Raw genomic sequence first — 22,842 nt, 5'->3', positions numbered from 1 at the left:
ATTCGTGAGCGATATTACCGAAATGGTCAGCCTCAAGGAAAATGCACGACAAACGGAAATGCAACTCATGCAAGCTGAAAAGATGAGTTCGCTCGGTCAGATGGTGGCAGGCTTAGCGCACGAGATGAATACACCGCTTGGGTTTGTCAAAGGCAACTTACAACTTTTGTTGGAAGCACAGAGCGAAATTCAAAATTTGATTGAAATCTACACCCAACTCAAAGATGAAATTCTCTTTGGCACAAGCGAGAAAGTCGCCGAACTCATTGAAGCCATTGAGAAACGCACCAAAGCGCTGTCGCTGCACCGTGAGTCTGTGAGGCTATGTCAAAATTCACTGGATGGCATTGCGCGCATTCAAGACCTTGTGAGCAGTCTTAAGAACTTTTCGCGCCTCGATGAAGCAGCAGTCAAGACGACGAAAGTCTCTGAACTGATCGAATCCTCACTCAAAATCGCAGAGCATCTTTTCCGAGAAAAAAACATCGAAGTCGTGCGCGACTATCAAAGCGCCCCCAGTGTGCAGTGCTACCCTGCGCAACTCAATCAAGTCTTTCTCAATCTTTTCACAAATGCCATTCATGCTATTGAACACAATAAAGGTAAAGTCATTATCTCTATTAGCAATACACCTGAATGGGCAGTGGTAAAAGTGACTGACAATGGCATAGGTATCAAGCCCGAACACCTCAAGAAAATCTTTGAGCCATTTTTCACAACTAAAGAGGTTGGAAAAGGCACAGGCTTAGGACTTTCGATTAGCTACAAAATCATTGAAAAACACAATGGCACAATTGAAGTCAGCAGCAAAGTGCAAGAAGGCTCAACCTTCACAATCAAATTGCCACTGAAACACTCACCGAAAGTCAGCACAGCCGAAGTAGCCGAACTGGAATCACCGTTTGTAGATGACGAGACTAAGACGAAAAAACAATCAAATTGACGCAAATAAACGAGACTTACTACGTTACATTTAAAAATTGCAACTCAACATGAACACACAAGCAACCCAGATTCTTTTTGTGGATGATGAACCAATGGTGTTGGAGACCATCAGTCTTGTCTTTCGTGGCTGGCATTTCAAAACAGCTGTAGGTGCAGATGCGGCTTTGAAGTTAATCTCCGAAGAAAAATTTGCCGTGGTGGTCTCAGACCAGCGCATGCCCGACATGACAGGCGTGGAATTACTCAAACGTGTCAAAGAGCAATACCCAGAGACTATTCGCATTCTTCTGACAGGCTACTCTGATCTGGATAGCATCATTGAAGCCATCAACGCTGGTGAAGTCTGGCGCTTTATTAACAAGCGTGGGAAAATGATAAACTCAGAGGCACTGTAAAGGCTGCGGTTGATTTGTATGAGGTCAATCGCATGATCAAAGAGCAACAAAGTCTTGCAAAAACAAGTGCAGCACTAAAAAACGCAAGTCAAACCATACTTTTTGTCGACAAGGTCTCTAAGCACTTGAGGAGTTTCGAGACGCTCTTTGCAGATCGCTTCAATGTGCGAACAGCAGAAAACCTACCTGATGCGCTGAAAATTCTGGATAATGAACCTGTGGCAGTGATTGCCTGCGACTCAACACTTGCAAGCGAAGAAGGTGCAGAGTTCTTGGCAGCAGTCAAACATCGTTTCCCAGCACTTGTAACGATTTTTATGTCTGATTCCAAAGATGCAAGCGAAGCGATTCGGCTCATCAACGATGGGCAAATTTTCCGCTACCTTGTTAAACCGTTTCCACGTCAGGCGCTGGTAGAAGCTATAGAGAAAGCCATTCAAAAGCATGAAGAGCTGAGACTGGTAACAAAGGACGGTAGTGCTGCAGCGCAAAGACAACTGTCATTTAGCCAGATGATGGCAGACATTCGCCGCCGACGTGAAGAGAAAAAATTCTACTGAAGGCTGCTGATAGCGCAGAGCAGCGTGCGCAAAATAAAGCATGGCAAAGGCACTTTCAGAAGAGCGGAGCAAAAAAATCAGAAGTCAAGTGCGTTCGCTGGAGTTTTCTTTTGGCAATTCAACGCAAAAAGTAGAGCCTTTGCCCTTACCTTCTGATTCAGCCCAAACTCTGCCACCGTGCAATTCGACGAGTTGTTTGACGATGGAAAGCCCAAGCCCGGTTGAGCTTTCATTCCCGGTGGGTCGGGCAGAAAGACGTTGAAAACGTCCGAAAAGTTTTTTGAGGTCTTCTTCTGAAAGCCCTTGACCTTCATCTTTAACAACGCAGCGTACATGATGTGCGTGCACGAGTGTGGTGATGAAGACATTTTTGTTGCGCGGTGAGTATTTAATTGCGTTGCTAACCAAGTTGTCAAGAACTTCCGTTAGGCGATGTTTATCCCCGATTGTCATTGCCAGTTCAGCAAGCTGAAGGTGGAGTACAATGTTTTTTTGTGACGCATTCGGCTGATTTTGTTCAGTAACTGCTCGGGCAAGGTCGCTTAAATCAAGTAGCTCTTTATGAAGTTCAATCTTGCCAGATTCTATGGCTGCAGTATCAATAAGTTCTATGATGAGGCGAAGCATGCGTTGAGAAGCCCGCTCAATGCGTTCTACCATTGAGAATGCATAGTCATTTTTCAATTTTTCTTTCAATAGCGAAGCAAAACCCATGATGGTTTGCAGAGGGTTTTTGAGATCATGCGAGGCAATGGCTAAAAGGTCGTTCTTAAGCTGATTAGCTGCAGCAAGTTCGTCGCGCTGTGCTTCCACGATACGCTTTTGCGCTTCGATTTGTGCGTTTTTTTTCTTCGAGTACCTTTTGATGTTTTTGCTTGACATAAAGTGCCACGCCAACGCCAGCCACAGCGACTGTAAGCACCAGCGTCAGTGCTGCAAAAATTGTGCGCTCACGTTCGCTACGAACACGTTCAAGCGTGCGCGCTTGTTCCAAAAACTGAATTTCTTTCTCCTTTTTCTCTGACTCGTATTGCTCCCTAAGCTCAGCTATCCGTTTTTGTTCTTCTATCGTGAAAAGCGAATCCTTGATTGCACTAGCTTTTTTATAGGCAGCAAGGGCTTGTGCCGCATTGCCGAGCACGTCGTAAATCTCCGAAAGTAAAAAAAGTGCATTTTGAAGCAGTGTTCTATCACCAATATCGCTTGCAAGATTAAGACTTTTTGGTAGCGTAGTCCAGAGCATGAGTAGCTTGGTTGCGGCTAAGCAACAGTGCGGCGATATCGCGCAGGACAAGCGTTTGAGAAGGGATGTCAGAGAAGTGCTGATAGATTGCAAGTGCATCATGTTTGCAGGCAATCGCAAAGCGCGGGTGTTCTTCTTTATACAGATCGCCCATAGTACTGAGTGCGTCAGCAATGAGCATGGAATCGCCAAATGCTTGAGCACGTTTGAGTGCAATTGCGATGGAGTCGAAGGCAAGTGTAGGCTTACCTAAGTGTTTGTACAGACTAGCTGTACTAATCATCGTGCTGATGCTTTTCATGGTGTCGGCTATTTCTTCAAAAAGCAGTCGAGCGCGTTGGTAGTAAGCAAGAGCGTCATCATACCGCTTTTGGTCGCTGTAGATAATGGCAAGATTATTCAGTGTAATGGCAGCGCCAGAGTTGTCGTTAAGTTCTTCATAGCCTTTAAGAGCCAAGAAGTTGTGCACGACGGCTTTTTCATAGAAGCCTTTGCTATGATAAATCAAGGCGAGATTACCTTGGGCAAGTGTTTTGAGGTAAAGGTCGTTGAGGCGTTCGGCAAGAGCAAGTGAACGTGCATGTGCTGACAGTGCTTCGTCGTATCGGTCAAGGCGACGTTTGGCAATACCGATAAGTCGAAGGGCATGGGCTTGCAGGTGCAACTGTTGAAGGTCTTCAGCGAGGTAAAGCGCCTGAGAAGCGAGGCTATCAGCGCGTGGATAGTCGGTCTGTTGCAAAGCATGGCGTGCAAGCTCAAGCAGGCGTTGGATTTCTAAGCTATCATGTGCAGCAGCCAAGTTCTCGGGTTGAGCTGCAGACTGACCCCAAGCGCAAAAACATGATAGCATAAGCTCCACGCCACTCACACAACTCAAGAGCAGGACGACAAGAGCATATTGTTGAACTCCCCTTGCCAGACGACGACGCACAGAATCGACATTCCACATATGACCAAAGCACAAGTTAAAGCACGTTGCAAAAGTCCTTAGCTTTTACTTTTGGGCGTGCTGCTTACTTCTTTAAACTCTGCTTCTTCAATTTCATCTAAGCGTGGCGCACGAGCAGAGGGTTTTTTGATGTGCTTTGGTGCTGTCAGAAGCGTATAGAGAAAGCGCAAAAGATAGTATAAAGCAAAGCCAACCGCGAAAAGAAAAAGAAGTCGCAACATATAACCTCCGCGTTCAGAGTTTAACAGATATACTAGTATAGTCTTTTTTCGGGATTAAAGTACTCTGTGCCAGAGTGTGTGCGGTTGCAAATGAGGTTGTAGAGCTCTTCAAAGTCAGCAGGATTGGCGACAAAGTCAAGCTCTGTGGTGTTGACGATTAAGAGCGGCGTTTTGCGATAGCGAAAGAAAAAATAATTGTAAGCATCATGCAAATCTCGGATATAACTTTCCGTGATGGTGCGCTCAAATGGGCGATTGCGCTTCTTGATATTTTGCATCAGACGCTCAGGCGTAGACTGCAAATAGACGACCAAATCGGGTAGCGTGATGGATTTGTCCATAAAATTAACAATCGTCTCATAGAGCCGCAGTTCATCATCCTGCAAGTTCAGATACGCAAAAATTTTGTCTTTGTCGAAGATGTAATCGGTGATGAGGTATTCGTGGAAAAGATCAAAGTTACGCAGTTGCTGCTGCTGCTTGTAACGGCTAGCTAAGAACGAAAGTTGGGTTTGGAAAGCATAGCGTTCTGGATTTTCATAGAAGCGCTCAAGGAAGGGGTTATCCTCAAATTCTTCTAGAATCGGACGCGCAGAAAGCCGCTCGGCAAGCTTAAGCGCAAGCGTAGTTTTCCCAACGCCAATCACACCTTCAATTGCAATATATTTTGGGGTTTGCATGGTTTTATTGCCGCAATTCCCGGCGAAGTTTGTCTTTTAACTCTAGCTCATAGACATGATACTTGAATGCCATGCGTCCATTGATGAATACAACTGGAATTTTACTGCCGTATTCATTCATCAGATGTTCATCTTCATTGAGTTTGATTTCGCGTAGTTCAAAAGGAATTTCCCCCTGAACTTTCATCAATACGGCTTTTGCTTCATCGCACAGACAGCAGTCGTCTTTCGAGTAAAGCTCAACTAAAATCATGGTTCTAAGTAATGAGAGGTTGTTTCTTTTTAGAAGGTTTCTTCAAAGTCTTTGTATCAGCTTTAGCAGGCTCACTAGAAAGAGGCTGACCGCTCAGGTACTGCCAGCCAATAATAGAGACGATGAGTAAAGCGATAGAAATGAGTTGTGCTTGTGTAAGACCGAATGCGACGATATCGTTTAAGCGTAAAAACTCTACAAGAAATCGGCTAATGGCTTGAAGGGCTAAAAAGAGAAAGAAAAGTTGCCCGTCGGGACGCGGTTTCAAACGCATTTTCCACAAAACGGCAAAGAAAATAAAAGAGTACAGAGATTCGTAAATCGTTGTAGGATGTACAGGAATATCTGCAGGTACAGGACGATCGGGGAAAAGTTGTCGAAACTCATGGACAAGTTGCGGATTTTTATGCGCCAGTGTGGAGACAATACCGTTTGGATAGGTCATTGCCCAAGGCACATCGGTCGGTTGACCGTAGCAGCCATCGCCAGCAAGTAAGCATCCGATGCGACCAATTCCATAGGCGAGGATAATCGAGGGTGCCGCTGCATCGAGAAAGCGCAAGATGGGCAAGCCCTTCCACTTGAGGTAAAGGTAATTCCCGACAAGAGCGAAAATGAGTCCGCCATAATAGGCTAAGCCCCCCGAGCTGAACAGGGTGCCTATGGGGTCGCGTGCTAATTCATCTAAGTGCTCAACAACATCAAAGAGTTTTGCGCCAACAATGCCGAGCACAATACTCAACGCCAAAATGGTATTGGTAACATCAGGCAGGTTTTTGCGTGCGACTTCTTTGCTTGTGAAATAACTTGCCGTAAGAAAAGCCACGGCAAGCATTGCACCGTAACTGTAAAACTTGATAGGACCAATCGAGAAAAGCTCAGGATACATGGTGCTGGCTTAGAAATCGCATTGAAGAAAATGGAATCAAACTAGTCTAGAAAATAAAGTGCGGCATTTCATTTTTCAACTTTTATCTTTTGCAAAATTTCAGTAAGCAAAAGTGCCTGTTGTTCTCCTGTGCTCAAATTTTTGAGTTGAAACTGACCGGACTGCAGTTCGTTCTCACCTGCAATCACAACGTATTTCGCATTGAGGCGGTTGGCTTCGCGTAGTTGTGCTTTCAAGCTACGGCGTAAGAGATCGACTTCTGTGGCAATGCCCTCTTTGCGAAAAAGCTGTGCGGCGTGAATGGTCCAGTCGCGTGCGGATTCAGACTGCGCCACAATCATCACGGTTGGCGTAGGTGCCTGAGCGGGTTCAAGGAGGTGTTGTTTTTGCATGGCAATCAAGAGGCGCTCCACACCAGAAGCAAAGCCAACCGCAGGTACAGGTTTTTCACTTCCAAGCAGTGACGCTAGGGCGTCGTAGCGACCGCCGCCGCCTAAGGCATCCTGCGCCCCCAAATCTGAACTTTGTAATTCAAATGCCGTGCGAGAATAGTAATCCAGACCACGCACTAAACGGTGATCAATTGTGAAGTCAATGCCGAATGCCGTAAGAAAACTTTGCACTGCTTGGAAATGGGCTTGCGACTCCTCATCGAGATAGTCGGCAATGCGTGGGGCATGGGCAATGAGCTGCTGCAACTCTGGATTTTTCGAGTCCAAAATGCGCAGCGGATTTTTCTCAAAGCGTTCTTTTGAGACCGCATCCAAGTGCTCGTAATGTGGGCGCAGATACTCACGCAAGACTTCGCGATACACTTTGCGCGTGTCAGCATTGCCCAGACTGTTGAGCCGTAAGATCGTTTGGCGCACGCCGAGTTCGCGGTAAATCGTCATCATCAGTGCGATAACCTCCGCGTCAGATTCAGGTTCGGCACTGCCAATGCACTCGCAACCAAATTGCCAGAATTGACGCTGCCGACCGGCTTGCGGGCGTTCCTTGCGAAAGAGTTCAGCAATGTAATAGACTTTCGTAAGCGGCGCGCGTGTAGCCAGATTGTGCTGCAAGTAAGCACGAATCACGCTGGCGGTCATTTCAGGGCGAAGCGTGAGCGACTCGGCATCAGGGTCGGGCTGAAACGAATACATTTCTTTGCCGACAATATCGGTCGTCTCACCAATGCCACGTTGAAAGAGCGCCGTTTCTTCAAAAATCGGCGTGCGAATTTCACGATAGCCAAATCGTTCAAAGATGTCGCGCACAGTGCGTTCAACATAATGCCAATGATGAATGTCGTCAGGCAAAATGTCTTTTGTGCCTTTGATACATTGAAATTTCATAATTAGCCTTAATTCGAGATAAGGTCAGCAGACAATTTCCGCATGACAGGAAGAAACTGTGTAGCTGTGGCTCGTTTGCAAGAGCATCACAAGACGAAGAGTCAATAACGGGTCGTAAAACCTGCGCCTGCACAAGTCGTGTTGATATTAGATTTCAGGAAAAGATTGCTCCTCGAGTTGAAAGAGCTCAAGCACTTCAGCAGACGATTCAGCTTGTAGGAGTTTTTCACGCGTGGCGTCAGAGCCAATTACACGCGAGATGCGGCTAAGCAATTTGAGATGTTGTGTCAGCATTTGCTCAGGCGTGGCTAAAAGGAAGACCAACTTCACGGGTTCATCATCTATTGAAGCAAACTCCACTTCACGTTTGAGTACAGCAAATCCAAGCAGTGGCGCACTCACCGCACTTGTCTTGGCATGTGGCAGGGCGACATTCTTACCAATTCCTGTGGTCATTTCCTTTTCACGTTTGAGCACATCGGCGCGCAACTTGGCTCTATCCAAGATTGCAGGGTGAGATGAAACCAGCATCAGCATTTTTTCTATCAAGTCGTTTTTCGACTTGGCTTCAAGCCCAATCTGAATATATTTTTCAGAAATGATGTCGGAAAGTTTCATCGCTCCGTTGCTTAAACGCTTCAAAAATAAGCGTTAAATATAGCAAAAACGCTGTGCACCTACATGGCATACTTTATGTAAAGAAATGCAACAGGTGAAGCGATGCACAGTGAATCAAAGCGGTCGAAGAAACCGCCATGTCCGGGTATCAGATGCGAAGAGTCTTTCAGACCGCTTTCGCGCTTGAACATGGACTCAATCAAGTCGCCAACTGCACTAAATGTGCCAACAAGAATGCCGATGGCAAGAAAATGAACCAGTGCAGTGGATGCCAGCCATACCTGTCCAAGTCCAAGTATTGCGCCAGTGCACGCCAGCAAGCCGACAAGAAAGCCTTCCCAAGTTTTGTTCGGACTGTGTCGCTCAAAGAATTTCGTTTTGATGAATCGCCCGCCCAGATACTTTCCACCAAAGTATGCAGCCGTGTCTGCAACCCAAACGCCAATGAAGACAAGCATGGTAAGATAGCCATAAGGTTCACTTTTGCGCAGTTCCAGAAGCGCTGAAAAACAAAGTGGCGCATAGAGAATCGCCAGCAAGCCGGCACCTACATTGTGAATAGGCGAGCCATGTTTTCGAAACAATTCCACCGATGAGAGAACAGCTACACAAAAGACAATCAGATGAGCCATAGAAAAAAACTGTATTGTGCATTCATCAAGATGCTTGCGCCAAGAAAATAAGTAAAAAGCGAAGTTGGAAAGGTCTGCGTCGCCTTGAAGAGTTGTAACATCTCATAGAGAATACCACTGGCGATAATGAGCAAGATGATAAGAAAAGGCAGACCACCCAGATACGCGCAAAAAGAATAAGTGGACCAAAAATTACAGCGACAACAATGCGCTGCACCAAATTACGGTTCAATTTTCGTTCTCCCAATTTGGCTCTTGCGCATCAAGTTCTATCATCAGGCGCACCGCATCGGCGTAGCACTCTTCTCGGACTAAAATTCGCACAGGTTCAGTTGCACTAATGCTATGCAGCATGAAATCGCGCTTAGAATAAATACAAGCCTCAATATTTGATGCCGCAAGGTAAGCACGCAGCAGTTCTGCTTCAATTGGAGAGCCAAAGCGCGCAAGCTCTCGCCACGTGGGCTGCGCGTCCGATTCAAAAGATTGCTTCATCTACGAGCATGATAGAAGTTTGAAGATTAAAGAAACATTGAAGTTCGTAGCGCAAATTTCGTGTACCCAGTAGTAAATTGGAACACAGTGCAAACCGATTTGTAGTCAAAAGTAATTGGTGCGTATAGACAAAAACATGTGCTATGAAACAAAGTTTCTCTCTTCAGCCCGTTGATGCACGATTCAAACTGCGCTGATACAGAGCCAGCAGTGCAAGCGTGAGAGCTGCTGAGATGAGCATGGCTACAATTGCAGCGGGTGAAGAAATGTCTGGTTCGTCAGATTGCAAGCGTCTAACGACGTCATCGCTCAGACCTAAAGCCTCTTTTTGCCGCACAGCCATTAGCCCTAAGACAGAAAAAAAGTTATTGGCAAAGTGCGCCAGCATCGGTAAGAGCAATGTGCCTGATGAAGCACGTAGATACGACAAATACACGCCAAGAATCATTAAGGGCACGATTTGCACAGGATTGATATGATATAGCCCAAAAATAATGCCAGTCAGCACTGTGGCACGTGCCGTAGGCATGGCACGCGAAAAATTATGCTGCACATAGCCGCGAAAAAGACACTCTTCACAGAGCGCTGGCACAAACGCAACCGTCATCACAACGCTGACAAATTCTGCAGGACTATGCACCACAGTCAGCTTTTCAAGTATGGTTTTGTATTGCACTTGCATCTGACTAATTGCTTCGCGCCAGCCAAAGACATCGTTCATAATCACAAGCTGCACATCGCCAACATAACTCAGAAAAGGTGTCATAACGATAGTAGCCAGTGAGCCAGAAAGAGAAGCCATAAGCGAAGGCGAATGTCGCAAGCCAAGAAAATCAAAGTTGACTGCCGACAGTGGCGACCTGCCTGTATGCAACGACACCAGCAGTAAGGTGGGCAGGGCAAGAAAGAGAAGTTGCGCTACACTTTGTGAAAGTCGTATTGCGCTGCTATTCCACTCGGTTATATCGCTCGAGCGCGCACCTGTGAAAAGAATGGCGAGAATGGCGCCACCAATTTGATAGAGGAAAAAAAGCGCAAAAAGTGCTGAGAGCGCTACAATCGGCGGTGAAAACCGCTCTTGCTCAAAATATCCTCTATAGACAAAAGGCGATGAGGCAGTGGAAGATTCAGACTTTGGCGGTTCTGGTGCTTGATGCTCCATGACAAGTGCATTCAAAGGTTGAGCTGCTTTGACTTGCTTTAATTTCAAAAGGAAAAAATATTTTCCCAAATACGCGCATGCCAAACGCAATAGTCTTTTCAGCTCATGCCTTGAAAGTCGAAGAGCCTTGCAGGCTACTCCTTGCGTTTGGCTGTAAGCGGGTGAAGAATGCCTTCCATGGAAGCAATTTCCGCAGTGATTGCACCAACGGGAACTTTGATAGAAATTTTGACAGGAATTTTATTGTCGTCGTCAGTCATCCAAATAAGAATTCGCCCTTCACTCTTGAAAAGTCCAGCACCTTGCACCAAGGGCTCAACGACAACTGTGTTGAAAGTACCAACTTCAGTTTCAATTACATCACGGTAGCGCACTTTGACTTCGAGCGGGTATTCTTTATCGTCACTGATTTGCTTGAGGTGAATGCTCTCTCCATTCTTGAAAGATCGAAGATTAAGTGTGCGCACATAGAAATACGCAGAAAGAATATCCTGCGCATAAGCATTCATTGGGAATTCTTTATTATGCACAATAGAGCGCGCTCTGCCTGTATGGTGGAAAAACTCGACTTCATCATCTCTGGAAAATTTGCCTTCGCGCAAGCGTTGCTTGAAGTAAAGCGGACACATTGCGTCTTTGTGAATGAAAGTCTCGTAACGATCATCGACTTTGAAGAAGTTATCAAAAACGGGAAGCGTGTTAGCCGTAAAAACCACGTGGTAACAGGGTTCACCGCGTATGACGGTATCTTTGACGATAGCAATTTCTGTGTTGGCTGCTTTGATAAACCCATACTTCAAGTGGTATTGCAATCGTTCACCAGTGCGAAAGCTGTTATTTGCGACCTTACGATAAGTAAAAGTCTCAGCAGATTCTTGCGCCGTAAGCGGCAGTGCAGCAGCGCAAAGAAAGAAAGGCAGCAGTGTAGCAAAAAAAAGCAGCAAGTGTTTATGCAGGTTCATCTGTTGAACAAGTTAAGTTCAATGCTATTGTAACGCCGAACAAGGGTAAAAGTTTTACAAATGTGTTAAGCAGCACGAGTCGCACGTGTGAAGAAAGCCAGCGCAAAGAATCCGATGCAAACGAGCACACAGAATTTCGGAAAGAGATCGATATGGCGGACATAGAATGTTTCACCTTCACCGATGTCCAAGATAGCTGTAGTAGACGCTTCTTGCCACCAAGGAATTTCAGCATATCCGCGTCCATAGCGGTCGATAAAAAGTGAGACACCAGTGTTAGCGCAGCGTGCCATGGCGCGACGCGTCTCAATGCAGCGCAAACGTGCAAAGGCGGCATGTTGATACGGTCCATACGATTTGCTAAACCAGCCATCATTGGTGATAACGGTAAGAAAATCAGCGCCACGCTTGACAAATTCTGCCGTAAGTGCTGGGTAAATGGATTCATAGCAAATCAGACCACAGGTGTGCAGCGTGTCGCCACGCTGTGTCGTAAAGGAGAGAAGCTGCATCTCAGTGCCTCTGCCCCAACTGCTGATGCCGGCAACGCCAATGCTGATGGATGAAAGAAAGGGAATGTAGTCCAAATATGGCACTCGCTCGGCAAAGGGCACAAGTTTCATTTTGTGATAAATCTGCGGGTCAGGTTGGTTCGGCATAATAAGCATTGAGGAATTAAATGAGTCATAATACTTGCCAGAGTATCTATCAAAGCGCGCCCCAGCTTGACGCTGCGTGCTATCGTCATAGCGTACAATATCAGGGAAGCCCGTGAGCAGGGGTGTATTCCACTCGGCAACTTTTGCCCAAAGTTTTTCTCGCTTGGCGTAATTGTATGGCTCTAAGATGTAAAATGGTATAGTGGTTTCGGGATAGAGAATCAGATCAGGGCGGTTGGCACGAAGCGCTTTTTCTGTAACCTCGTAGTGCTTTTGCATCACAAAGTCTTCTTGATGCCGTCCCCATTTCACAAATGGATCAATGTTGGGTTGAATAATCGTGGCTTTTACAGAAATAGGTTTTGTAGGCAGCGGGGTTGAAAGCATAACCAGAGAATAAATCAGCGCAGGGAGAATCATGACGCTGCTCAGTGTAAGGCTCTCCAAGATGAGCTTGGAAGTATGGCGATGCTGCTCGTAGCGTTCATACAGCGCAAGAGCTAGAACATTGAAGAGCATAATCCAAAAAGAAACTGCCCAAACACCGAAAAGATCAGTATACTGAATAAGCCAGAAGAGATAAGATTGCGAATTGCCCAGCGTGAGCCAGCCGAAGGAAATTTCCATGTCAAGATAAATCCATTCCCATGCTGTCCAGATGAAAGGCAGTGCTGCAAGCGCAAGCGTCCAGCTGGTGCGCCGCCAGATAAAATAAAAACGCACACAAAGGCAGTGTAAGAAAGAACGTCTGTGCAAAATACATCAGCACGCCGCCGACCACCGTTGAGAGCGAGACCCACCAGACAGAGCATATCACAAAAATGAACATGCTGAAATATGCAATGCGGTAGAAGGTCCTAAACGACTCAGCTTTTTTAAGTTGATAGAGCAAGGGCACAAAACCAATCCATGCCAGTGGTTCGAGATGAATAAATGGGTAAGTCGGAAAAGCAAAGCCCAGCATGATGCCAGAGAGCAGTGGCAATCGCCATTCGTCTGTACTCAAGGCTTGGAGCAATCGCTCATGCACAGGACGAGTTGCAGCAGAGGCAGCTTGAGCAGCTGAATGTGCAGCCTTAGCTTTTGCAGGCTTGGTCTTGGCAGACTTGCTTTTTGCAGACTTGCTGGCTGAAAGCGGCGGTTTTGACACGCTGGTGGCTTTGAATTAAAGTTTGAAAATGAGAATCTGTAGCGCGCAATTATACGCAAACAAAAGGGTTGCAAAAAGGTATATTTTATTGCTCATGTGTGCCTTGCTTTATGCTAACAAGTACGATGCTATCGGCGATGCCAAATTTTACGGTATCCTGATACTGCGCAAGAGAAAGTCGCGTCTGAAATCCAAAGTGAGTGAGCCGATCGAAAAGGTCAATGCCAAAGTTGCGGTAGGCTAAAATCTTGCCGCGTAGCGCGTCACCATGGTATTCTGGTGGCAGAAGATGTTCAATTGTCTCGCCATTGAAGCGTACGCGTTCAACGGTAGGTTGGTCAAGCGTGAGCGGCACCGTGAAGATATGCGCTCCACCAGGTTTCAGAACACGGTGAATCTCACGAAACGCGGCATCAGGATAGCGCACATGCTCCAACACATCTTCGGTAATCACCACGTCAAATGAAGCATCAGCAAATGTCAGGGCTTCAAGCGTCTGACAGAGCACGCCGTTTTTGCGCTCGCCGGGCGCGACATCAGGAAAAAATTCGGAAGTAATGTAGTTCGGATGGTCTTTGCCAAGTGCGTGATAAATCGGGTCATCCGAGACGGCGCTATAAATTTTGAAGCGTTGCAAGGCGTGCTTATGCTCGGCAAGAGAGGTAAGAGGAAGAGCAAAATGACGCAAAAGTTCTACAGCCACGTGTCGCTTGCGCGAGGCACTGCGACAGAAGATGCAGATAAGGCTTTCACGCACATGCGACACATTGAGCATATTGCCTACCAAGAACAGCGTACGACGACCACAGACCGAACATTTGCCAAAGCGATGCAGCGCTACATTTTTGAAAATGCGTATCAGCGTCGAGACTTGCATCGTGCAGAGGTCGTTAGGCTATTCTTAGGTAGCGCTGTTGTATAGCAACCAAGCAGGTTGCGTCTCTCAAAAGAGTTTAATCATCAAGTCGCCTTTTTTAGTGCTTTTCTTTGCAGCGATGGAAGACTGCGTGAGATGCTCATCTTCTGGTTCAGACGATGAACGCACATCTTGCTCGCTGTCGTTGCGGTCTAAGCCTCTGTAGAGTCGCTCAGCTTCTTCAGCAGAGATTGGCTCTAAGGCATAGTCAAGCAAGTCATCCATCTCGGCAAAGAAGCGGAAGGTCAGTCCTTTAAGTGCTTCTTGGTTGGTTTCCATCAGTTCCAAGATGTCATTGCGATTTTTTCAGGTAGCAAGATTTCAACGATGCCTGCACGCCGTGCTGCAAGAACCTTTTCCTTGATGCCTCCGACAGGCAAAATATGTCCGCGCAGTGTAATTTCGCCAGTCATAGCCATCCGCGGCTTGACCTTACGCTGCGTGTAAATCGAAGCAAGCGAGGTCAGAATAGAAACGCCAGCTGAAGGACCATCTTTTGGAATAGCGCCCTGTGGAATATGCAAATGCACATCCCAGTAACGGAAGGCTTCATCAGGAATGCGGAAGTATTCTGAGCAAGATTTCAAGTACGATAAGGCTGCTTGTGCGGATTCTTTCATCACATCGCCTAATTGTCCAGTGAGCACCAAGCGTCCAGAGCCTTTGGTCACAGTGGATTCAATGAAAAGAATGTCGCCGCCGACAGGTGTCCACGCTAAGCCGATAGCCACGCCAGAGAGTTGAATCGGCTCGCTCATTTCAGGGAAAAACTTCTCTAAACCGAGATATTTTTTCAGATCGCTTTCCTGAATAACGATGGGCTCGCTGCGTCGGGGACGCTCGCTGCTCTCGGTCTCAAGGCTCAAAGCAATGTCTTTTGCAACCACACGGCAGATATTGGCAATCTCACGCTCCAAATTGCGCACGCCAGCTTCTCGCGTGTAAGCATTGATAATGCGTAACATCGCCTCGTCAGTAATTTGCAGTTCGTCAGGTAAGATACCATGCTCATTCATCTGGCGTTGTAAAAGATACTGCTTAGCAATATGCAGTTTCTCGAAATCTGTGTAGCCTGTAATTTGAATAATCTCCATGCGGTCCTTGAGTGCGAGCGGAATAGTGTCAAGCGTGTTGGCAGTGGCAATAAAGAGCACACGCGAAAGATCGTAATTGACTTCAAGGTAGTGATCGCTGAACGTGCTGTTTTGTGCTGGGTCTAAGACTTCAAGCAGAGCAGAAGCCGGGTCACCACGAAAATCAGAACCAAGTTTATCGATTTCATCGAGCATAAAGACAGGGTTACTTGTCCCAGCACGTTTAATGCCTTGAATGATGCGTCCGGGCATAGCGCCGATGTAAGTGCGGCGATGTCCGCGAATCTCAGCTTCATCACGTACGCCACCGAGCGCAACACGAACAAACTGACGCCCGAGCGCACGTGCAATAGACTTACCAAGTGAGGTCTTGCCAACGCCGGGCGGACCGCAGAAGCACAAAATCGGCGCTTTCATATTGGCTTTAAGTTTCAAGACGGCAAGGTATTCTAAAATGCGCGCCTTTACTTTCTCAAGCCCGTAGTGATCTTCGTTGAGCACGCGTTCAGCATCGTGCAAATTGATTTTAGCAGGCGAATAAATACCCCATGGAAGTGAGAGCAGCGTATCGATGTAGTTGCGCGTCACGCTGTAGTCAGGCGAAGCCGGTGCAATGCGTGAGAGTTTTTCGATTTCTTTTTCAGCTACTTCTCTGACATCATCGGGCAAAGACTTCTTAGAGAGTATCTCGCGCAGTTTGAGCACATCTTGCATTTGCAAGTCGTACTCGCCAAGCTCGGCTTGGATGGTCTTAAGTTGCTGGCGCAAAAAGAATTCACGCTGCGCCTTATCCATATCCATCTTGACCTTCGTCTGAATCTGCTTAGTCAGTTCAAGCACTTGAATCTCTCGCGAAAGATGCTCGACGATGCGCTCAGCGCGCCCTTGCAGCGTATTTGTCTCCAAAATGGCTTGCTTTTCAGAAGCCGGGATATTGAGGTTTGAAGCAATAAAGTGCAGTAGAAAACGCACATTCTCGATATTTTGAACCGCGTAACTGGCTTCATTAGGCAAATTCGGTGAAAGCTCAACAACCTTGGCAGCAAGTTGTTTGACCGTGCGTGCATAAGCGTCTAACTTGCTCTCTATGCTGCCTTCATCATCCAAAACCTTTGCGCGGCAGATCAAATAGGGCTCTTTCTGCCTGAAGTTCTCTATAGCGATGCGCTTTAAGCCTTGTACAATCACACTGGCGCTGCCATCGGGCATTTTCAAGACCTTCAGCACCAACCCAACCGTGCCGATTTTGAACAAGTCGCTCGGAGTCGGGTCATCGACTTCAGCATCAGACTGTGCTACAAAGGCGACTTGCTTGCTCGGAGGAAGGTCTTCGATGAGCATGATGGATTTGCGCCGCCCAATACTGACAGGCATAATCACATCAGGAAAAAGAACCGTGTTGCGCAATGGTAAAACAGGCAAAAGGTCATCGATAAGTATGTTGCTAGCTGGCGTCTCTGGCGCCTGCGGAATGTTCTTCGCTAAACTATCCAATAGACCCGTTGGCGAAGATTCCTCGAGATTATCTTTTGCGTCTTTGTTCATGGTCATTCTAAGCTATAAATGCTGGCAACACTACGTGCCAAAAGGCTGTGACGTCTTAAACCTCACCTTGTACTTTATTCAACAACTAATTACTACGATGGTACTGCGGGACTACAATAAAGAATAAAGCGGAACTACTGCGGGAAGAACGCATCACGCTTTTTTAATCAACTCATGCATAATGCTCTATCTGTACTAAACTAAACAAAAAAGCGACAAAATCGGTTTTTTTGCGCATCTTTTTTTGCAATCTAGAAAAAGAATTTTGCTGTAAAAAGGCAGCGTGTAACTGACGCACCAGCAAGGGCTTAACTAAACCGCGGTGGTAGCATAAACGTGCTCCAAAGCCTCGTAATTAGACTTGATTGTCTGCTCAAGCTCTTTTTCACCATGCTGAATAGAAAAGAACATAGCTTCATACTGTGAAGGTGCAAGATAAATGCCGCGTTGCAGCATCGCATGAAAATACGCAGCATACTTTTGAGTGTTGCTCGTGGTAGCTGTCTTGAAATCGAGCACATCTTGCTCCGTCATAAAAAGGCACATCATCGAGCCGACACGCTTGAGGCAAAGTCCCAAACCTAGTTTGCGCAAATTTTCAGCAAAGCCTGTTTCAAGATATTTGCCTTTCTCTTCGAGTTCGGCATAGGGATTTTCTTCGGCAAGAATACGCAGCGTTTCAAGTCCAGCGCTCATCGCAAGCGGGTTGCCCGAGAGTGTGCCAGCTTGATAGATATCACCAGCAGGAGCAACACGACGCATGATTTCACGCTTGCCTCCGTAGCAACCCACAGGCAAACCTCCGCCAATAATTTTACCCATGGTTGTTAGGTCGGGCGTAATGCCATAGAGCGATTGCGCGCCGCCAAGTGCGACTCGGAACCCCGTCATAACTTCATCAAAAATCAGGACGATGCCCTCGGCTGTGCAAAGCTCACGCAAAGCCTGAAGAAACTCAGCACGCGCAGGCACAACACCCATGTTGCCGCCAATGGGCTCAATGATGATAGCCGCAATTTGATTGGGATATTGATGCACAAGCTGACGCACCGAGTCAATATCGTTGAAAGTGGCTGTCAGCGTGTCTTGGGCTGTGCCTTTGGTAACGCCGGGACTATCAGGCACACCAAGTGTCAAGGCACCAGAGCCAGCGCGAATAAGAAACGAATCTCCATGACCATGATAGCAACCTTCGAACTTGATGATTTTCTCTCGCCCCGTATAACCACGTGCCAAGCGAATAGCAGACATACATGCCTCTGTGCCCGAATTAACCATGCGCACCATTTCCATAGAGGGAACAAGTGTAGAGATCAGTTCAGCAAGCTGAATTTCAAGTTCAGTCGGTGCGCCAAAACTTGTACCGACATGTTTAAGCGTGTGCTCAATAGCAGCAACCACACGCGGGTGAGCATGACCAAGAATAAACGGTCCCCATGAACCAATGTAATCAATATATCGATTGCCATCGACATCAAAGAGATAGGCGCCTTCACCTTTGCTTATGAAAATCGGTGTACCGCCCACGGACTTAAAGGCGCGAACAGGCGAGTTGACTCCACCGGGAATGGTGCGCTGAGCACGCTCAAAGAGTTGCTGCGAGCGTTGATACTGAAGCATAGATACTGCAAAAAGATTAGTTAATGCTTGCATAACCGACTTTTTGCAAGAAGCGTTTCAAGTAGGTTCAGTCGGAGAGTAAAATCTCAACGATATCTTTTTCAAGGCGCATGACTTTTTCGGCAACATCAGCGTGTGCCACAACACGGCACTTCTTGGTAGTGCGTTCAAAGGCTTCAATAAATTCGGCTTGAAAAGCAGAGACGCCAGACAAACTGAATGGTTCAAAGGCTTTGGTTTTCGTGTGGTAAAGTTGCAATTCACGAAAGTCACGTAAGTCAAAAATAGTCTTTTGAGAAGGCATATCAATCAGCACTTCATGCCCAAGAAGTCTCAAGCGGAATTTGCGATTAAGCAGGGCGCAGATAGCTTGTTCTTTGAGCTTGCGCCGTCGTGCGTCAGAGGAAAGTGCTGTGCAGGTGTGTGTTTGAGTCTGAGACGCTAAATCGAGCATGATTGTGCGTTTGTAAGGCTGTCGATCAATCAGGGCTTGAAGGAGCGAGAGCGAAGAATGTGCCTGCGTGTTAAGAACGGCGCGCAGCTCGAAAAGCAAACGCTCATCAGACGCAGTGTAAAACAGCTGGCGCAGTGTCTCGGCAGTCAGGTGTGTCTCATCAAGCACATCTTGAATAAAGCGTTTGAGCATGGCTGAAAACGTGCGAACGGTGTGATGCCAATAGACATTGCGCATCATCATATACTTTGCAAACATCAGGCTCTCTAACGGCGCAATACCTTTTTCGGTGATTGCAAAGCGGCGGCGCTTAGCATCAGGCACAAATGATTCAATGAGCCGCTCAATATCAATGTTGCCGTAAGGAATGTTGCAATGGTGCGCATCACGCATCAAGTAATCCATCTTGTCAGGATCGAGTGTGCCACTGATGAGCTTTGCGTATTTGAGTGGCTTTTTGCCAACAACCATCTCAATGACGGTCTTAGAATCTAATTCCCACTCATCTTCCAAGATATTGGCAAGGCTTCCAAATCTACCATGCGGCTCGCAAACAAAAGTGGGCGTAAGATCTTGATGATCATCAAAAATGATTTCGTTTTGACTGGTCAGCGGCTGCTTTTCAACGATGTGGGCGTGTGGATAATGCCCAATGTCATGCAAGAGACTTGAAGCCAAGATAAGTCGGCAAGCGTGTTCATCGAAGTAGAACGATGCAGTTTGCAGCGATGCGGTAAGCGGATTGGTAACAAGGCGCTGCAAAATCAATTTTGTGAGGTGATAGACCCCAAGCGAATGCTCAAAGCGCGTATGCGTGGCGCCGGGAAAAACATGATGTGCAAACGACAACTGACGAATCCCTTTGAGGCGCAAAAAGGCAGGATGCGAAATAATTTTGCGCAACGGTCGATCAAGCGGAATGTGTCCCCAGACAGGAATGCGAATAAACCCGCCATCAGAACGAAAAAGAAATTCAGGGAGCGACATAGTGATGACTGTGTTATCAGGCTACTGCTACTTGTGCTGCAATCATTTTTACGCAAAGAACGTTCAGCGACACAAACGTCACAAAAGTATGCAGTATCTTTGGCATCTTGAGATAAGCGCACAAGCCATTAAATTTGCCGTCAAAAATTTTCCTGCAAAAACAGGTGCATTTGACTGAACCCGTTCGTATCACGGATGCCACGTTTGCCGTCGTCGATCTGGAAACTACAGGTGGCGCACATCCTGAAAATACGATTATTGAACTCTGCGCACTCAAAGTCTGTGGTGGTGAAATTATCGATGAGCTAACAACGCTTGTCAATCCACAGCAGCCAATTCCATATTTCATCTCGCAATACACAGGCATCACTAACGAGATGGTGAAGACTGCACCGCCGCTAGCACAGGTCTTGCCGGAACTGCTTGCACTCATTGGCGAAAGTGTCTTTGTGGCGCACAATATCAGTTTTGATTTTCGCTTTGTCAATATGGAACTGAGGCGGCACGGCAAAGCGTCACTAAACAATCCTGCACTTTGCACCGTGCGCTTAGCGCGCCGACTGCTGCCCAAACAACAGCGAAAAAGTTTAGGTGAACTGGCGCAGTGGTTCGGCATTACGCTTAAAGATCGGCACCGCGCACGTGGTGATGCGCTGGCAACCGTGCAGGTCTTGCAAAAACTCATTGAAATTGCAAGCGAGCAGCATGGTGTCGAGTATCTCGATGAATTGCTCTCGCTGCAGTATCAACCTATGCGCTATTTCAAAAAAGAGCCCGTGCATATCCAGCAGTTGCGTGAAAGAACGCTGCCGAAGTTGCCTGAAAAACCCGGTGTCTATCTGATGCGTTCAGCCACTGCAGAATTGCTCTACATTGGCAAGTCAAAAAACCTGAAAGCACGTGTGAGTTCTTATTTTGCCAGTGAGGCTCACAAAGCTGAAAAAGTCAAAGAACTGATGCGTGCCGTGCGCACGATTGAAGTCATTCCCACAGGCTCTGAGCTTGAAGCCTTGCTGCTTGAGTCGCGCCTCATCAAGCTCCATAAACCACGCTATAACACACTGCTCAAACGCTATAAGTCTTATCCTTTCTTGCGTCTGACAGCAGAGAGGTTCCCACGCTTGGAGATTGCAATGAGTGTGCAAGATGATGGGGCAGAGTATTTCGGACCCTTTTCTTCAATGCAAGTCGTGCGCGATGTCTTTGATGTGCTGAGCAAAAATTCGCTTTTGCGTGAGTGCTCAGACGAAGAGTTTAGCAAAGGTCGCGCTTGCATTTATTTAGATTTGCAGCGGTGTTTGGCGCCATGTGAGCCAGCGCGCAAGGTAGAAGAAGCCTATCGTCAAGAAGTGGCGCGCGTGCGCAGATTTCTTTCTGGTGAAGAAAGTGAACTCATTCAGGTGCTGGTAGAAAAATGAAACGCTTGGCAAGTGCACTCAAGTTCGAAGAAGCAGCTGAATTGCGTAGCAAAATTTACAGTCTCAGACGTGTCTTTTATCGACAAGCAGATATTGTCGCATCCGTAAATGAAAACAACTTGCTTGTGATTTTGCCATCGGAGAGTTATTCGGAGGTCTGCAAAGAATTCGTTGTGCTGTTTATCCGATTCGGACGGCTGATTGCACAGCATAAAATTATGCGCAATGAGGCTCTCGAGCTTGAAGAACGAATTCGAGAAATCTTTTTCAGCGGCGCTCAAAAGCCAGAACACTGCGAAAGAGAAGAGATCGATGAGATGCAAATTTTGTCGAGCTGGATCTATCAAAACAGGGAAAGTCTCTCCTGCTTATATGTTAAACCCTATGAGACAGCAGAGCAAATGCTGGGGGCACTGCTGGAAAGGCTGGGAGAGCTGTCAAAGCCTGAAGCCATGGCGGAAAAGAAACTCGCATGATGACGTGCTGCAGTAGCAAATCCACTACCAAGTAACCTTCTGAATCTTGAAATTGAGCGGCACAGTAATTGCACCTGCGACGGGCTTCCCACCGGCTGTCGCAGGTACATAGCTTGTCTCTTCCGTAAGTACGCGTACGGCTTCTTCGTTGAGAAGCTCATGGGCAGATTTGAGAATATCAATTTTGATGACGTTACCTTTGGCATCGACAAAGACGCGTGCAACCACTTTGCCCTCGATTTTCATGTGCATGGCAGTTTCAGGATAGACAATCTTCTTAATAACAGCTTCAATTCCACCTTGAATTTGTACATCGGTTTCTACGGCAGCATTAAGTTGTGAAGTAAGTGCTTCGGCTTCAGCCGTAATGCGCTTGATGTCTTCGTCTTCTTCTACAGGTGTAGTAGCAGAAGCAGCAGGCTGGGCTGGTTCGGCGGGTTTCTCAGCAGGCTGCACATCGCGCGGTTTCGTTACAGCAGCAATTGGACGGTCAGCAGGCTTCTCGGTGGGTTTTTCAGCCACAGTAACGGACCTTTCAGCAGGTTTTTCTTTCGGCTTACTGGCAGCCAAGAGTGTAACACTGCCACCTGACTCACTGAGAATGAAGTCTTTGCGCGTCGTGGTGTTTGCTGTAATCGTAACGCTCACAGGTTCCGTCTTTGGCAAGCCACGCTTAAACGCTTTGAGGTTATACTGTCCTTCAGGAACAGAAATAAAGACATAGTATCCGTCTGCGTTAGAAAGTGCCGCTTGAGTAGAAGTGCTGCTTGAGAGATAAACTGTAGCAGCAGCAAGAGGTTCACCATTGCCACCCACAACACGACCGAGCAGGCGACCCTGCGACCAAGCCAGCTCGGCACTGAAAATAACTGAAACAACTGCAAGGACAAGAATAAAAAACCTGCGCATAAAGTCTAACAAACAAAATTATACATAAAGATATGCACCTGTATGCAATTTGAGGGACCTTAAGGGTTAAGAAATTGTAAAATCTTTGATGAAACCGCTGAAGTATCTGCCTAAGAAAGTTAAAAGGAAAGTAAAGGAAAGTTAACAATGCCTTAATATGTTTGAAATTATCTTTGTGGCATATATAAGTTTTCAGGATCTCGATCTCAAATTAAGTAGTTAGGTAGTAGTTGTATCTCTTTGTGCTCTGAGGCATGAAGCCTATCACAAAGC

Annotated in this window: 23 protein-coding genes and 1 pseudogene; 5 read left to right on the top strand and 19 right to left on the bottom strand. The window is 46.8% G+C overall.

All coding sequences use genetic code 11. The annotated features are described in order from the left end of the window. The first annotated feature begins 4 nt into the window (after positions 1–4). Genes CMR00_11390 through CMR00_11380 form a run of 3 tightly spaced genes read left to right on the top strand, consistent with a single transcriptional unit; the run spans position 5 to position 1,900 of the window. Positions 5–943, top strand: coding sequence for a hypothetical protein (locus CMR00_11390; GenBank protein ID PIO47273.1), 939 nt, complete (start codon positions 5–7; stop codon positions 941–943). Between the two features lie 49 nt (positions 944–992). After that, positions 993–1,340 (top strand): hypothetical protein, encoded by a 348-nt coding sequence (locus tag CMR00_11385; protein PIO47272.1) that lies wholly within the window; start codon positions 993–995, stop codon positions 1,338–1,340. Between the two features lie 14 nt (positions 1,341–1,354). Further along, positions 1,355–1,900, top strand: coding sequence for a hypothetical protein (locus CMR00_11380; protein ID PIO47271.1), 546 nt, complete (start codon positions 1,355–1,357; stop codon positions 1,898–1,900). Positions 1,901–1,984: 84 nt separating this feature from the next. Here CMR00_11380 and CMR00_11375 read toward each other — a convergent pair whose 3' ends face one another. The 18 genes and pseudogenes from CMR00_11375 to CMR00_11290 form a co-directional block, all read right to left on the bottom strand. Next, a complete protein-coding gene (locus tag CMR00_11375; GenBank protein PIO47270.1) occupies positions 1,985–2,782 on the bottom strand; it encodes a hypothetical protein in 798 nt (265 codons plus the stop codon). Then, positions 2,679–3,143 carry a hypothetical protein gene (locus tag CMR00_11370; GenBank protein ID PIO47269.1) on the bottom strand — a complete coding sequence of 155 codons (465 nt, stop codon included), beginning with the start codon at positions 3,141–3,143 and terminating at the stop codon, positions 2,679–2,681. The genes CMR00_11375 and CMR00_11370 overlap by 104 nt, the downstream gene beginning before the upstream one ends. Then, positions 3,112–4,092 (bottom strand): hypothetical protein, encoded by a 981-nt coding sequence (locus CMR00_11365; protein PIO47268.1) that lies wholly within the window; start codon positions 4,090–4,092, stop codon positions 3,112–3,114. The genes CMR00_11370 and CMR00_11365 overlap by 32 nt, the downstream gene beginning before the upstream one ends. Positions 4,093–4,130: 38 nt before the next feature. Continuing rightward, the gene (locus tag CMR00_11360) at positions 4,131–4,313 is read right to left on the bottom strand and encodes a hypothetical protein (protein ID PIO47267.1); all 183 of its coding nucleotides are present in this window, start codon (positions 4,311–4,313) and stop codon (positions 4,131–4,133) included. A 32-nt stretch (positions 4,314–4,345) separates the two neighbouring features. Further along, positions 4,346–4,993, bottom strand: a complete 648-nt coding sequence (locus CMR00_11355) for a deoxynucleoside kinase (GenBank protein PIO47266.1) — start codon at positions 4,991–4,993, stop codon at positions 4,346–4,348. 4 nt (positions 4,994–4,997) lie between these two features. Next, on the bottom strand, positions 4,998–5,246 hold the full coding sequence (locus tag CMR00_11350; protein PIO47265.1) for a thioredoxin family protein: 249 nt from the start codon (positions 5,244–5,246) through the stop codon (positions 4,998–5,000). A 4-nt stretch (positions 5,247–5,250) separates the two neighbouring features. Continuing rightward, entirely contained in the window at positions 5,251–6,135 is an 885-nt protein-coding gene (locus CMR00_11345; GenBank protein ID PIO47264.1) for a hypothetical protein, read from the bottom strand. A gap of 68 nt (positions 6,136–6,203) precedes the next feature. Beyond that, a complete protein-coding gene (locus CMR00_11340) occupies positions 6,204–7,472 on the bottom strand; it encodes a histidine--tRNA ligase (GenBank protein ID PIO47263.1) in 1,269 nt (422 codons plus the stop codon). A gap of 147 nt (positions 7,473–7,619) precedes the next feature. Further along, the gene (locus tag CMR00_11335; GenBank protein ID PIO47262.1) at positions 7,620–8,090 is read right to left on the bottom strand and encodes a PTS sugar transporter subunit IIA; all 471 of its coding nucleotides are present in this window, start codon (positions 8,088–8,090) and stop codon (positions 7,620–7,622) included. A gap of 59 nt (positions 8,091–8,149) precedes the next feature. Beyond that, on the bottom strand, positions 8,150–8,722 hold the full coding sequence (locus CMR00_11330) for a hypothetical protein (protein ID PIO47261.1): 573 nt from the start codon (positions 8,720–8,722) through the stop codon (positions 8,150–8,152). A gap of 228 nt (positions 8,723–8,950) precedes the next feature. Next, positions 8,951–9,217 (bottom strand): hypothetical protein, encoded by a 267-nt coding sequence (locus CMR00_11325; GenBank protein PIO47260.1) that lies wholly within the window; start codon positions 9,215–9,217, stop codon positions 8,951–8,953. Between the two features lie 163 nt (positions 9,218–9,380). Next, positions 9,381–10,448 carry a hypothetical protein gene (locus CMR00_11320; protein ID PIO47259.1) on the bottom strand — a complete coding sequence of 356 codons (1,068 nt, stop codon included), beginning with the start codon at positions 10,446–10,448 and terminating at the stop codon, positions 9,381–9,383. Between the two features lie 65 nt (positions 10,449–10,513). Further along, a complete protein-coding gene (locus CMR00_11315; GenBank protein PIO47258.1) occupies positions 10,514–11,341 on the bottom strand; it encodes a hypothetical protein in 828 nt (275 codons plus the stop codon). Between the two features lie 65 nt (positions 11,342–11,406). Continuing rightward, a complete protein-coding gene (gene lnt, locus CMR00_11310; protein ID PIO47257.1) occupies positions 11,407–12,759 on the bottom strand; it encodes an apolipoprotein N-acyltransferase in 1,353 nt (450 codons plus the stop codon). Between the two features lie 476 nt (positions 12,760–13,235). Further along, positions 13,236–14,027, bottom strand: a complete 792-nt coding sequence (locus CMR00_11305) for a methyltransferase type 11 (protein PIO47256.1) — start codon at positions 14,025–14,027, stop codon at positions 13,236–13,238. 66 nt (positions 14,028–14,093) lie between these two features. After that, positions 14,094–16,711, bottom strand: a pseudogene (lon, locus tag CMR00_11300) (endopeptidase La). A gap of 306 nt (positions 16,712–17,017) precedes the next feature. Further along, complete coding sequence (hemL, locus tag CMR00_11295; GenBank protein ID PIO47274.1) at positions 17,018–18,325, bottom strand: glutamate-1-semialdehyde-2,1-aminomutase; 1,308 nt, start codon at positions 18,323–18,325, stop codon at positions 17,018–17,020. A 67-nt stretch (positions 18,326–18,392) separates the two neighbouring features. Next, the gene (locus CMR00_11290) at positions 18,393–19,766 is read right to left on the bottom strand and encodes a phosphohydrolase (protein ID PIO47255.1); all 1,374 of its coding nucleotides are present in this window, start codon (positions 19,764–19,766) and stop codon (positions 18,393–18,395) included. 134 nt (positions 19,767–19,900) lie between these two features. Here CMR00_11290 and CMR00_11285 point away from each other — a divergent pair, with 134 nt between their 5' ends. Next, entirely contained in the window at positions 19,901–21,184 is a 1,284-nt protein-coding gene (locus CMR00_11285; protein PIO47254.1) for a DNA polymerase III subunit epsilon, read from the top strand. Then, complete coding sequence (locus tag CMR00_11280; protein PIO47253.1) at positions 21,181–21,660, top strand: hypothetical protein; 480 nt, start codon at positions 21,181–21,183, stop codon at positions 21,658–21,660. The genes CMR00_11285 and CMR00_11280 overlap by 4 nt, the downstream gene beginning before the upstream one ends. A gap of 24 nt (positions 21,661–21,684) precedes the next feature. Here CMR00_11280 and CMR00_11275 read toward each other — a convergent pair whose 3' ends face one another. Continuing rightward, on the bottom strand, positions 21,685–22,569 hold the full coding sequence (locus CMR00_11275) for a hypothetical protein (protein ID PIO47252.1): 885 nt from the start codon (positions 22,567–22,569) through the stop codon (positions 21,685–21,687). Between the last annotated feature and the right edge of the window lie 273 nt (positions 22,570–22,842).

Source organism: [Chlorobium] sp. 445, assembly GCA_002763895.1.
Classification (GTDB): domain Bacteria; phylum Bacteroidota; class Chlorobiia; order Chlorobiales; family Thermochlorobacteraceae; genus Thermochlorobacter.
The sequence above is the reverse complement of the archived record's forward strand: the minus strand, read 5'-3'. Positions and strand labels throughout refer to the sequence as shown.